This is a genomic window from Nitrobacter sp. JJSN, from assembly GCF_051912485.1.
In the GTDB taxonomy this organism is placed as follows: Bacteria; Pseudomonadota; Alphaproteobacteria; order Rhizobiales; family Xanthobacteraceae; genus Nitrobacter.
In genome coordinates, this window is sequence record NZ_CP196822.1 from 269935 (window position 1) to 282628 (window position 12694).

Here is a 12694-nt window from a genome sequence, read left to right on the forward strand (position 1 = left end):
ATTCCTTCCAAATACAGATGAATTCTCACCCATTCACAGTTCTAGTAGGACGGGAACGAGCCTCCGATCTCTGACGGTTCGGCTCACGGACGTTCTTCGATGCGCGTGGCGAGCCCGCAGTGCCCGCGCAGTCCGTGTTGAAGCCGGCGGTATCTTTGAACGGCCATGATTAAAATTTTATCTATCTAGGGGTGCGCTGAGACTGTGATTTGCGCTCAGCGGCAACCTGACACCACTCCTGAACAGTCTCTCCGTCTGCATATGGTCGCTTCGGCTCAAGCCTGGTGGACTGCCTTTCTTTGGATCGCTGACTTGGGTCGCTGATTAGCCGCGCTCCGCCGCCATCGAGAGCGCCTCCCATTTTCCATTTTTCCGGAGCCGGACCTTTGACCGGACAACTCATCGTTCACGACTTCATGACCTATGATAAATGTTGACAATCATCAGTAAACATTCAACAGTAGTTAGAGGTTGACACCCGAAGAAAACTTCCGATGCAGTCTCATTCCTCTTTCTTCAGTTTTTCCAGATATTTACCTCTAATTATGGCCGCCCTTCCGGTTCTGGCGCTGGGGGGCTGCAATGAATCTGCCGCCAATAAGGCTGAGCCGGCTCGCCCGGTTTTGACTGCCACGGTGCATTACGAGGCCGAGACCCCGGATCGGAGCTTCGTAGGTACCATCAAGCCGCGGATCGAGACCGACATGGGTTTCCGGGTGCCCGGCAAGGTCGCGAAGCGCCTCGTCGAGGTCGGCCAGACCGTCGAGATCGGCCAGTCGCTCGCCACCCTCGATGAAGTCGATCTCGAATTGCAGGCCGAGCAGGCGCAGGCGGAATTGAGTGCGTCCAAAGGCGTGCTGGCGCAGGCCGCCGCCGCCGAAACGCGCGCCAAGGAATTGCGTGCCAAGGGCTGGACCACGGACGCCCAACTCGATCAGGCGCGCGCCGCTGCCGATGAGGCGCGGGCGCGGTTGAATCGCGCACAGCGCTCGGTCGGACTGACCAGGAATTCCCTGTCCTATGCGACACTGACCTCCGACACCCGCGGCGTGGTCACCGCGACGCTGGTCGACGCCGGGCAGGTGGTCGCTTCGGGCCAGCCCGCGATCCGCGTCGCGCGCCTTGGCGAAAAGGAAGCGGTGGTCGCGATTCCGGAAACACTGATCGGCCGCGCCAAGACCGGCACCGCGCGCGTGTCGCTGTGGTCGGAGCCGGGCAAGACCTATATGGCGAAACTGCGCGAGATCGCGCCGACCGCCGATCCCGCGACCCGCACCTATCTCGCCAAATTCTCGCTGCCGGACGCTGGTGACAAGGTGTCCCTCGGCATGACGGCGACGCTGACGCTGGCCGACGCTGCCACCTCTCGCGTGGCGCGGGTGCCGCTGTCAGCGCTGTTCAGCCAAGGCGGTCCGTCATCGCTCTATGTCGTCGATGACAAAGGCGACGTCGCGCTGAAGCCTGTCACCGTCAAATCCTACGAGAGCGACGACGTCATCATCACCGGTGGTGTGGACGAGGGCGCGAAGGTCGTCGTGCTCGGGGTCCAGAAACTCGATCCGGCGCAGAAGGTCCGGGTCGTGTCGTCGCTGTCGTTCTAAACGGGGAGAGTGCCATGAAACGCTTCAACCTGTCCGCATGGGCGGTGAGTCATCCGGCGCTGATCCTGTTCCTGATCGTCGCGCTCGGCGTTGCCGGCTTCTTCTCCTACGAGAAGCTCGGCCGGGCCGAAGATCCCTCTTTCACGGTCAAGGTGGTGAACGTTTCGGTGATGTGGCCCGGCGCGACTGCGGAAGAGATGCAGATGCAGGTCGCCGATCCGCTTGAGAAGAAGCTGCAGGAGCTGCCGTATTTCGACAAGGTTCAGACCTATTCCAAGCCGGCTTTCACGGCGATGCAGGTGTCCTTCCTCGACTCGGCGCCGCCGAAGCAGGTGCCTTATCTGTTCTATATGCTGCGCAAGAAGCTTGCGGATGCGCAGGGCAGCCTTCCAGCCGGAATCATCGGGCCGGTGGTCAACGATGAGTTCAGCGACGTCGATTCCATCCTCTACACGATGACCGGCGCCGGCGCCGACTACGCGCAGTTGAAAAAGGTCGCTGAAGGTCTGCGCCAGCGGTTGTTGAGGGTGGATGGCGTCACCAAGGTCAACCTCTACGGCACCCAGGATGAGCGCATCTATGTCGAGTTCTCCCACGCCAAGCTGGCGACGCTCGGCATCGCGCCACAGGCGATCTTCGATTCGCTTGCAAAACAGAACGCGGTGACGCCGGCCGGCACCGTTGAAACCTCGTCGCAACGGGTGGCGCTGCGCGTCACCGGCGCTCTCGATAGCGCCAATGCGGTGGCGGAGACGCCGGTCGAAAGCAACGGACGTGTGTTCCGCCTCGGCGATATCGCGACGGTTACCCATGGGTTCGTCGATCCGCCGACATTCAAGGTGCGGCAGGAGGGCAAGCCCGCGCTCGGCATCGGCGTCGTGACCGCGAAGGGCGCCAATATTCTCAAACTCGGCGAGGACGTCACCAAGGCTGCCGACGAGTTCATGCAGGCGGTACCGCAGGGCGTCAATATCGAGCGCATCGCGGATCAGCCGAAAGTGGTCGAGCACGCCGTCGGCGAGTTCGTGCATTCGTTCATCGAGGCGCTGGCGATCGTGCTGTTTGTCAGCTTCCTCGCACTGGGCTGGCGCACCGGCATCGTGGTGGCGTTGTCGGTGCCGCTGGTGCTCGGGATCGTCTTCATCGTCATGAATGCGATGTCGCTCGATCTGCATCGCATCACGCTCGGCGCGCTGATCATCGCGCTCGGGCTTCTGGTCGACGATGCCATCATCGCGGTTGAGATGATGGTGGTGAAGATGGAGCAGGGTTGGGACCGCTTTCGCGCCGCGTCCTTTGCCTGGGAATCCACCGCGTTTCCGATGCTAACCGGAACTTTGGTGACGGCGGCCGGCTTTCTGCCGATCGGCTTCGCCAATTCCGGGGTCGGCGAGTATGCCGGCGGCATCTTCTGGATCGTGGCGATTGCGCTGGTCGCGTCCTGGTTCGTCGCGGTGATCTTTACGCCCTACATCGGCGTCAAGCTGCTGCCTAACATCAAGATCAATCACAATCACGATCCGCATGCGGTTTACGAGACGCGGATGTATCGCGGCCTGCGCGCGGTCATTCAGTGGTGTGTGAACCACCGCATCAAGGTGGTGGCCGCGACCGTCGGCATCTTCGCGGTTTCCATCGTCGGATTCGGTCATGTCCAGCAGCAGTTCTTCCCGCTGTCGGAGCGGCCCGAGCTGTTTCTGCAACTGCGGTTGCCGGAGGGAACGGCGTTCGGCGTCACCGAGAAGTCGGTGAAAGAGGCGGAGAAGCTTCTCAAGGACGATAACGACATCGCGACCTACACCGCCTATGTTGGCCAGGGCTCGCCGCGCTTCTGGCTCGGGCTCAATCCGCAACTGCCGAACGAGTCCTTCGCTGAAATCGTGATCGTCGCGAAGAACGTCGAGGCGCGCGAGCGCATCAAGGCGAAGATCGAGAAGGCGGTGGATGACGGCGCGCTGACCGAGGCGCGGGTCCGGGTCGATCGCTTCAACTTCGGTCCGCCGGTCGGCTTCCCCGTTCAATTCCGAGTGATCGGTCCCGATCCCAAGGTGGTGCGCGACATCGCCTACAAGGTGCGCGACGTGGTGCGCGCCAATCCGAACGTGAAGGATCCCAGCCTCGACTGGAACGAGCAGACGCCCTACCTCAAGCTCGTGGTCGATCAGGATCGCGCCCGTGCGCTTGGCCTGACGCCGCAGGATGTCTCGCAGGCGCTCGCCATGCTGATCTCGGGCGTACCGGTGACGACAGTGCGCGACGGCATCGAGAAGGTCGGCGTCGTGGCTCGTGCGGTGCCGTCGGAACGTTTCGATCTCGCTGGCGTCGGCGATCTCACCGTGACATCGCGCAACGGCGTCGCGGTGCCGCTGTCGCAGGTCGCGAAAATCGAATACGCCCACGAGGAGCCGATCCTGTGGCGGCGCAACCGCGATATGGCGATCACGGTGCGTGGCGATGTGGTGGACGGCGTGCAGGCACCCGACGTCACCAACCAGATATGGCCGAAATTGCAGGACATTCGCGATCATCTGCAGCCTGCCTACCGGATCGAGGCGGGTGGTGCTTTTGAGGAATCCGCCAAGGGCAATGCGTCGATCTTCGTGCTGTTTCCGCTCATGGCCATCGTCATGCTGACGCTCCTGATGATCCAGTTGCAGAGTTTTTCGCGGCTCGTTCTGGTGTTTCTGACGGCGCCGCTCGGCATCGTCGGCGCTTCCCTCGGCCTCAATATCGCGAACCAGCCGTTCGGCTTCGTCGCGCTGCTCGGCCTGATCGCACTGGCGGGCATGATCATGCGTAACGCAGTCATTCTGGTGGATCAGATTGAGACCGACGTCACGCACGGCCTGACCCGCGGTGAGGCGATTGTCGAAGCCACGGTCCGTCGTGCGCGCCCGGTGGTGCTGACGGCGCTGGCCGCGATCCTTGCGATGATCCCGCTGTCGCGCTCGGCGTTCTGGGGCCCGATGGCGATCACCATCATGGGCGGGTTGTTCGTTGCAACCTTCCTGACCCTATTGTATCTGCCGGGCCTCTACGCGCTGTGGTTCAGGAAGAGTTTGGATGAACGCGGCGGCGAGCCGGAGCACGCGAAACCTGTGCCGCGCGATACGCAGCTCGCTTTTCCGCTTGCTCAGGCCGCGGAATAATTGAAGATGGGTTCGCTCATGGCGATGGTTACAGACAGCACCGAGGCTGATACGCGCCACCGGATTCTGGTGGTGGCGGAGCGGCTGTTCCGCGAGATCGGCTACCAGAAGACCACCGTCGCCGACATCGCAAAAGTGCTGCGGATGTCGCCCGCCAACGTCTATCGCTTCTTCGATTCGAAGAAGACGATTCACCAGGGCGTTGCGCGGCGGCTGATGGGCGAGGTCGAGGACGCGGCGCAGGCGATCGCAGCCGTGCCCGGTCCGGCCGCGCAGCGCCTGCGTGAGCTCCTTTTAACGATCCATCAGATGAACAGCGAACGCTATGTCGGCGATTCCAAGCTGCACGAGATGGTCGCCATTGCCATGGAAGAAGACTGGGACGTCTGCAAGGCGCACATGGAGGGAATCGCCGCGTCCATCGGCGCTGTGATAGCCCACGGCGCGGCGAGCGGCGAGTTCGAGGCGCCGGACGTGCCGCTGGCGGCGCTATGTACATGCACTGCGATGATGCGTTTTTTCCATCCGCAGATGATCGCGCAATGCGTCGACAAGCCCGGACCGACGCTCGACCAGATGATCGATTTCGTGCTTGGCGGTCTTGCGCCGCGCGGGAAATAACGGTTGAACTGAAGTTTTGCGGATTTTCGTGAACGCGAGCCGCAGACGGCGCTGAGATCTTCGGCGCATTCAAAGCGTTCGCCGCCGCTTCCGTTTTCGTGTGCCCGCCTACCGCATTGCGGCCGGTACGGCCTTCACGCGTTTGCAAATCGCATTTTTGGAACTCTTGCGCTATCCTGCGGGCGCAGGCCAGCCTCGAATTGCAAAATTTCACTTAATTTTCAATTGCGAAACCATGAAATGAAACTCGCTTTTGCCTTTTTAAGGATATTTCCTCTTATGGGTATTAAGGTCATTGCCTATAGCGACCCCAACCGGCCCGACCGCGTCGATTACCCGAACAAGAGGACATTGCGATGAGTTTTCGCCGTGACGTGATCTCCAAGCTGATCTTCTCCTGGGCGCGCCGCGTGCTGCCGTCGATGTCGGATACCGAGCGCGAGGCGCTGGAGGCCGGCGATGTCTGGTGGGACGCTGACCTGTTCACCGGCAATCCCGACTGGGCGAAGCTGCTGGCCACTGCGCCGGCAACTTTGACCGCGGAGGAAGAGGCGTTCCTCAACGGCCCGGTGGACGAACTCTGCGCCATGCTCGACGACTGGAAGATCAACTGGAAATGGCGCGATCTGCCGCCGGATGTCTGGGATTTCATCAAGCAGAAAAAATTCTTCGGCATGATCATTCCGACCGAGTACGGCGGGCTCGGCTTCTCGCCCTATGCGCATTCGGAAGTGGTACGTAAGATTTCGTCGCGCTCGCTGGTCGCCGCAGTTACGGTGATGGTGCCGAATTCGCTCGGCCCCGGCGAATTGCTGATGCGCTTCGGCACCAGGGATCAGCAGAACAAATGGCTGCCGCGCCTCGCCGACGGCCTTGACGTTCCGTGTTTTGGTCTGACCAGTCCGGAAGCCGGCTCTGATGCCGCGGCGATGGTCGACAGCGGCATTATCTGCAAGGGCACGTTCGAGGGCCGCGAGGTGATCGGGCTCAGGCTCAACTGGCACAAGCGCTACATCACGCTCGGCCCGGTGGCGACGTTGCTCGGCCTCGCCTTCAAGGCCTATGACCCGGAACATCTGGTCGGCTCGCAGGAAGACCTTGGCATCACCGTGGCGCTGATCCCGACCGATCTGCCGGGTGTATCGATCGGTCGTCGCCATCTGCCGGCGATGCAAGTGTTCCAGAACGGTCCGAACTGGGGCAAGGACGTCTTCATTCCGCTCGACTACGTCATCGGCGGAAAGGAGCGTCTGGGTCAGGGCTGGAAGATGCTGATGACGGCGCTGGCCGCCGGGCGCGGCATTTCGCTGCCGTCGTTGTCGGCGGCGGGCGCGGCCTTCGCGGCGCGCACCACCGGCGCCTATGCCCGCGTCCGTGAGCAGTTCGGCATTCCGATCGGCAAGTTCGAGGGCATCGAGGAGCCGTTGGCTCGGATCGCCGCCACGGCCTATCTGATCGACGCGGCGCGGCGGCTGACTTGCGCCGCGCTCAACGAGGGTCACCATCCCGCCGTCATTTCCGGCATCATGAAGCTGCACGCCACCGAACGGCTGCGCACCGTGATCGATGACGCCATGGATATCCACGGCGGCAAGGCCGTGATCGACGGACCGCAAAACTACCTCGGGAATCTCTATCGCGGGGTACCGGTCTCGATCACGGTGGAAGGCGCCAACATCCTGACGCGCAACCTCATCATCTTCGGGCAGGGCGCGATCCGCGCGCATCCCTATCTGCTGCAGGAGATGAATGGGCTCAGCGACACAAACCGAGCCAGGGGTCTCGATACCTTTGACAAGGCGTTCTGGGTTCACATCGTCCACAGCGCCACCACGCTGTTCCGCGCCTGGGGTCGAAGCTGGAGCGGCGGGGCGTTCGCACCCGCGCCGGAAGATGCGGGCGCGGTGACCAACTTCTATCGTCAGCTCTCGCGCTATTCGTCGGCCTTCGCGTTGTGTGCCGACATGGCGCTTCTGACGCTCGGCGGCAAGCTGAAGCGCAAGGAGATGCTGTCGGCGCGGTTCGGCGACATTCTCTCCGAGCTGTATCTCTTGTCGGCCGTCCTTAAGCGGTGGCATGACGAGGGCCGTCAGGAGGCCGATCTCCCGCTAGTCGAATGGTGCATGGCGACCGGCTTCCGCACCATCGAGCAGCGGTTTGCGGATATCCTGGCCAACCTGCCGAACCGCATCGTCGCGGTCATGCTCAAATTCATCATCCAGCCGTTGGGCGCGCTGGCGCGCGGGCCGAGCGACAAGGTTGTGCATGCTTGCGCGCAGCTGGTGCTGGAGCCTTCTGTCGCTCGCGACCGCTTGACGTCGGGGCTCGCGCATGTCGATGATGACCGTGGTCCGGCGCGGCTGGAAAAGGCGTTTCTACTGGTTACCGCCTCGGAGGAGGTGTTCAAGCGGATGCGCGCGGCGCGCCTGCACGATGCGGATGTGGCGGTGAAGCAGGGCGTCATCACTCAGGTCGAAGCCGAGCAATACAAGGCGGCGCACGAGGCGGTGCTCCGCGTCATCGAGGTCGATGACTTCGCGCCGGAAGCATTGTCGCCTTACAAGAAATCCGTCAACGTGCAGATCTTGCAGGAACGAAGCGAAGCGAGGGCGGCAGGCTGATGGTGCGTCCGGTCTATATCATCGACGGCAGCCGAACCCCCTTTCTGAAAGCGCGCAGCGGTCCAGGGCCGTTCACGCCGGTCGATCTGGCGGTGCAATGTGGACGGCCGCTTCTGGCGCGGCAGCCGTTTGCGCCAGACGCGTTCGATCAAGTCATCCTCGGCTGCGTTAACGTCATCGCCGACGAGATGAATCCAGCCCGCGTCGCTGCGCTGCGGCTCGGCATGGGCGAGGCAATGGTGGCGTTCACGGTGCAGATCAATTGCGGCTCCGGCATGCAATCGATGGACACCGGCTATCGCTACATCCGCGACGGCAATGCCAACCTGATCCTGACTGGTGGTGCGGAGGCGCTGAGCCACGCACCGCTGGTGTGGCCGCAGCAGGGCGTGCGCTGGTTCGCAGGCGTCGCCGGCGCCAAGGGCATCGTTGAGAAAATCAAGGCGATCGCGAAAGCGCGGCCGCCCTATTTCAAGCCGATCATCGGGCTTGAGCGGGGGCTGACCGATCCGATCACCGAACTCAACATGGGCCAGACCGCCGAGGTGGTCGGCCATCTTTTCGGCATCACCCGCGAACAATCCGACGCCTACGCGGTCGAAAGCCACAAGCGGCTTGCGAAGGCACAGGCCGAAGGCTGGCTCAAGGGCGAATTGGAAACCGCATTCTCTCGCGACGGTAAATTCTACGATCACGACGACGGCGTGCGCCCGGACTCTTCGATGGAGACGCTGGCGAAGCTGAAGCCGGTGTTCGAGCGGCCGTGGGGCCAGGTCACCGCCGGCAATTCGTCGCAGATCACCGACGGCGCCTGCTGGACCATTCTCGCATCGGAGGATGCCGTCATCAAACACGGACTCAAGCCGAAGGCGATGATCATTGACAGCCAGTGGTCGGCGCTCGATCCCTCGATCATGGGGCTCGGCCCGGTGCTGTCGACGACCGAGCTGTTGAAACGCAACAAGCTCTCGCTCCACGACATCGAGACCTGGGAGCTCAACGAAGCGTTCGCCACCCAAGTGCTCGGCTGCCTCGCCGCGTGGGAGGACGAAAAATTCTGTCGCGAGGTGCTCGGCCTCGACGGTGCGGCCGGCACGGTCGACCGTGCCAGACTCAACGTCGATGGCGGCGCGGTCAGCCTCGGCCATCCCGTCGGCACTTCGGGCAACCGCATCGTGCTGCACCTCGTCAACGCCATGAAGCGGCTTGGCAACCGACGCGGCATCGCCACCGAATGCATCGGCGGCGGGCAGGGCGGTGCGATGCTGATAGAGATGGTGTGAGGGCGTCATGGATTCGAAGGTCTTGGACGTTCTCAAGGATCGCGTGCTGGAGCTCGGGCCGAAACCCGACGCGAGCGGCCCTTATCGCAACTTCAAGCTGACGCGCGATGCCGACGGCGTGGCGTGGGTGCTGTTCGACCGCGCCGATTCCAGCGCCAATACGCTGTCGTCGGAGGTGATGGAGGAGTTCAGCGCGATCCTGAGCGTGCTGGAAAACCAGCCGCCATCCGGCATCGTGATCCGCTCGGCGAAGACATCGGGCTTTATCGCCGGAGCAGACGTCAATGAGTTCCGCGGCGCCGCCGATCCGGGCGCGGTCGAAACGACGATCGGCCGCGCGCACGGCATCATCGACAGGCTGGAGGCGCTGAAGGTTCCGAGCGTCGCCGTGATCCACGGCTTCTGCCTCGGCGGCGGACTCGAGCTGGCGCTGGCGTGCCGGACGCGGATCGCCATCGACGACGCGCGGTTCGGTTTCCCGGAAGTGATGCTCGGCCTGCATCCTGGCCTCGGCGGTACGGCGCGGTCTACCAGACTAGTCAATCCGATGCAGGCCATGACGCTGATGCTGACCGGCAAGACCATCGATGCGCGCAAGGCGAAATCGCTCGGCCTTGTCGATGCCGTGACGCAGGAACGTCACGTCCGTAACGCAGTGAAGGATATGGTTGGCGGCCGGCTGAAGAGTGGCAGGCCAGGTGTGCTCAATCGGCTGCTTAATCTCGGTCCCGTTCGCGGCTTTCTCGCCAAGCGGATGCGCCAGGAGGCTGCGAAGGCCGCACCGCAAGAGCATTATCCGGCTCCCTATGCGCTGATTGATCTCTGGGAAAAGCATGGCGGCAGCAAGACCGCGATGCTTGCGGCCGAAAAACGTTCCTTCGCCGAGCTGATGGTGACGTCGACGGCGCAGAACCTGATTCGGGTGTTCTTCCTGCGCGAGCAGATGAAGAAGCTCGCTGGCGGCGGCAACGTCGTGAAGCATCTGCACGTCATCGGCGCCGGCGCCATGGGCGGCGACATCGCCGCGTGGTGCGCGCACCAGGACATCCGGGTCACGCTCGCGGACATGAAGCCGGAGCCGATCGCAGGCGCGGTCAAGCGGGCAGCCGATCTTTACGGCAAGATCGTGCGCAAGCGGACCGAGATTCGCGACACGCTCGACCGCCTGATACCAGACCTCAGCGGCGAAGGCGTGCGCAATGCCGATCTCATCATCGAGGCGGTACCCGAGAAGCTTGAACTGAAGCAGAAGGTCTATGCCGGTATCGAGCCCAGGATGAAGCCGGGCGCGATCCTCGCCACCAACACATCGAGCATTCCGCTACAGGAGCTGCGCACCACGCTGCAGCATCCGGAGCGGCTGGTGGGCTTGCACTTTTTCAATCCGGTGTCGCGGCTGCAGCTGGTCGAGGTGGTCAGCCACGACACTGCCGACTCGCAGGTGTTGAAAGAGGCAATGGCGTTCGTCGGCGCCATCGACCGGCTGCCGCTGCCGGTGAAGAGCTCGTCGGGTTTCCTCGTCAACCGCGCGCTGACGCCGTACATGCTCGAAGCCATGGTCATGCTCGACGAGAAGATCGACAAGACCGTAATCGATGCCGCGGCGGGAAAATTCGGCATGCCAATGGGGCCGATTGAACTCGCCGACCAGGTCGGGCTGGACATCTGCCTCGCTGTTGGTGACGAGCTGCGCTCGAAGTTCGGTGATGCTCTTCCACAGCCGCCGGACTGGCTGCGCGAAAAGGTCGCGAAGGGCGAACTCGGCCGCAAGACCGGCCAGGGTTTTTACACCTGGCGCGACGGCAAGGCCGAGAAGGGCACCGCAAGCAGGTCGCAGGTCACGCCGGAAATGATCGACCGCCTGGTGCTGCCTATGTCGAACGTCTGCGTCGCGTGCCTGCGCGAAGGCATCGTTGACGATCCCGATCTGGTCGACGGTGCGATGATCTTCGGCACCGGCTACGCGCCGTTCCGCGGCGGGCCGCTGAACTATGCGCGTACCCGTGGCGCGGAGAATGTAGCCGCCAACCTGCGCGAACTCGCGGGAAAATTCGGCGTTCGTTTCGCGCCGGATGCCGGCTGGGATACGTTCAAGTGAGGCGGTGCGTGATATTGCCTCGGACAGATCAATCGCGGACCCCCTCATGACCGACGCTACAGCCGTTCACGCCCCGCCGATCGCTGAAACCGCGCCGCTCGGCGAACTCTGCACGCGCACGCTGGCGATGCCCGCGGATACCAACCAGAACGGCGATATTTTTGGCGGCTGGCTGCTCAGCCAGATGGACATTGGCGGCGGCATCTTCGCGTCCAAGCTTGCGCAGTCGCGCACCGTGACGGTCGCGATCGACGCCATGAATTTCCGCAAACCGGTATTTGTCGGCGATCTCGTCTCCGTGCATGCCACGCTGGTCCGCATCGGCAGGACCTCGATAACGGTGCACCTGGAAGCCTGGGTGATGCGCCGCAAGGAGATGCAGTTCATCCTCGTCACCGATGGCACGTTCACCTATGTCGCGATCGACGATCAGGGCCACCCGCGCGAAGTCCCGCCGACCGGCCGGCCGGTTACGGCCTAATCAGCATCAACTTTCGTCTGTGTTAGGACAATCAGACGGCTTGCGCCAAGCCGGGCCGGAGATGCTGTTCGACGAGCAATCAAATCTCGACGGATTCTAGTTGCGGACGAGAGAACCATGTCCATATCCTGAGGATGGCACGACGGGAACGTTTTTCCCCGATGCCCGTTATTCGCGCGGCCTTCGGGCCGGAAACTGCGAGTGAGACATGTCAAATACCTATATCATCGAAGTTGGTTCGGAATCCGCGGGCATCGTCGTGCGCGATCGCGCGGGGTTCCGGTTCTTTTCGGCCTCTCGGCGGTTCAGCTCCCTGGATGGCAAGCTGTTCCGGAGCGCCCGCGAGGCGGAGCGCGCTGCGAAGTCGCGGGCATCGTCGTCGAAATCCGTCTCTCCCGGTTTCGTGACGTCTCTGCGCCGGGCCTTACCGAAATTTCGGTTTTGACGGCGGCGTTGCCCGGCGCAGGAATACTGCGTTGACCGCTTACCTGAAATAGGCACCATGAGATCCCTCTGATCTTGTGATGCTGGTGACCGGGATTACCAGCGTCGATCCGAGATCTTGAAACCAGCTGCGCCGCAGTGGCCGGTGCATATCGCTCATCTCAGCCAGATCCAGACTTTCGTCTGCCCTCTGGGCCTTCACGCCATCTGCCAGGCGCGCGGTTACCGAGATTGTGGCGATCCCGGGCAAGCCGACGATCTTGGCCATGATGGAGAGGTCGGCAGTGCGGGAATGCACCTCGGGGCTGTGGGCTAACCTCTCGCAGCCATCCCGGATGCTGCCCGCGGCACTGAACATTGGAAGCATCGTATGCTATTTTAGCACCTGTGTTTTTC

Annotated in this window: 9 protein-coding genes; 8 read left to right on the forward strand and 1 reads right to left on the reverse strand. The window is 62.7% G+C overall.

The window, feature by feature from the left end; all coding sequences use genetic code 11:
* Positions 1 to 545 precede the first annotated feature (545 nt).
* The 8 genes from ACSZOQ_RS01335 to ACSZOQ_RS01370 all read left to right on the forward strand — a co-directional run bounded on the left by ACSZOQ_RS01335 (position 546) and on the right by ACSZOQ_RS01370 (position 12299).
* On the forward strand, positions 546 to 1601 hold the full coding sequence (locus tag ACSZOQ_RS01335) for an efflux RND transporter periplasmic adaptor subunit (protein WP_439924321.1): 1056 nt from the start codon (positions 546 to 548) through the stop codon (positions 1599 to 1601).
* A gap of 14 nt (positions 1602 to 1615) precedes the next feature.
* Positions 1616 to 4750: an efflux RND transporter permease subunit gene (locus tag ACSZOQ_RS01340; RefSeq protein ID WP_439924322.1), complete on the forward strand. Its 3135-nt coding sequence runs from the start codon at positions 1616 to 1618 to the stop codon at positions 4748 to 4750.
* 18 nt (positions 4751 to 4768) lie between these two features.
* Positions 4769 to 5371 carry a TetR/AcrR family transcriptional regulator gene (locus ACSZOQ_RS01345; RefSeq protein WP_439924323.1) on the forward strand — a complete coding sequence of 201 codons (603 nt, stop codon included), beginning with the start codon at positions 4769 to 4771 and terminating at the stop codon, positions 5369 to 5371.
* A 356-nt stretch (positions 5372 to 5727) separates the two neighbouring features.
* A complete protein-coding gene (locus ACSZOQ_RS01350; RefSeq protein ID WP_439924324.1) occupies positions 5728 to 7992 on the forward strand; it encodes an acyl-CoA dehydrogenase in 2265 nt (754 codons plus the stop codon).
* Complete coding sequence (locus ACSZOQ_RS01355; protein ID WP_439924325.1) at positions 7992 to 9275, forward strand: acetyl-CoA C-acetyltransferase; 1284 nt, start codon at positions 7992 to 7994, stop codon at positions 9273 to 9275. Before ACSZOQ_RS01350 ends, ACSZOQ_RS01355 begins: the two co-directional genes overlap by 1 nt.
* Before the next feature lie 7 nt (positions 9276 to 9282).
* On the forward strand, positions 9283 to 11373 hold the full coding sequence (locus tag ACSZOQ_RS01360; protein WP_439924326.1) for a 3-hydroxyacyl-CoA dehydrogenase NAD-binding domain-containing protein: 2091 nt from the start codon (positions 9283 to 9285) through the stop codon (positions 11371 to 11373).
* A gap of 46 nt (positions 11374 to 11419) precedes the next feature.
* Positions 11420 to 11854: an acyl-CoA thioesterase gene (locus ACSZOQ_RS01365; protein WP_439924327.1), complete on the forward strand. Its 435-nt coding sequence runs from the start codon at positions 11420 to 11422 to the stop codon at positions 11852 to 11854.
* A 208-nt stretch (positions 11855 to 12062) separates the two neighbouring features.
* Entirely contained in the window at positions 12063 to 12299 is a 237-nt protein-coding gene (locus ACSZOQ_RS01370; protein ID WP_439924328.1) for a hypothetical protein, read from the forward strand.
* Between the two features lie 39 nt (positions 12300 to 12338).
* On the opposite strand, the gene ACSZOQ_RS01375 is transcribed toward ACSZOQ_RS01370, so the two are convergent.
* On the reverse strand, positions 12339 to 12656 hold the full coding sequence (locus ACSZOQ_RS01375) for a hypothetical protein (RefSeq protein ID WP_439924329.1): 318 nt from the start codon (positions 12654 to 12656) through the stop codon (positions 12339 to 12341).
* Positions 12657 to 12694 lie beyond the last annotated feature (38 nt).

Coding starts and splice junctions, on each gene's coding strand:
- ACSZOQ_RS01335 (WP_439924321.1), top strand. CDS start 546: ATGGCCGCCCTTCCGGTTCTGGCGCTGGGGGGCTGCAATGAATCTGCC.
- ACSZOQ_RS01340 (WP_439924322.1), top strand. CDS start 1,616: ATGAAACGCTTCAACCTGTCCGCATGGGCGGTGAGTCATCCGGCGCTG.
- ACSZOQ_RS01345 (WP_439924323.1), top strand. CDS start 4,769: ATGGCGATGGTTACAGACAGCACCGAGGCTGATACGCGCCACCGGATT.
- ACSZOQ_RS01350 (WP_439924324.1), top strand. CDS start 5,728: ATGAGTTTTCGCCGTGACGTGATCTCCAAGCTGATCTTCTCCTGGGCG.
- ACSZOQ_RS01355 (WP_439924325.1), top strand. CDS start 7,992: ATGGTGCGTCCGGTCTATATCATCGACGGCAGCCGAACCCCCTTTCTG.
- ACSZOQ_RS01360 (WP_439924326.1), top strand. CDS start 9,283: ATGGATTCGAAGGTCTTGGACGTTCTCAAGGATCGCGTGCTGGAGCTC.
- ACSZOQ_RS01365 (WP_439924327.1), top strand. CDS start 11,420: ATGACCGACGCTACAGCCGTTCACGCCCCGCCGATCGCTGAAACCGCG.
- ACSZOQ_RS01370 (WP_439924328.1), top strand. CDS start 12,063: ATGTCAAATACCTATATCATCGAAGTTGGTTCGGAATCCGCGGGCATC.
- ACSZOQ_RS01375 (WP_439924329.1), bottom strand. CDS start 12,656: ATGTTCAGTGCCGCGGGCAGCATCCGGGATGGCTGCGAGAGGTTAGCC.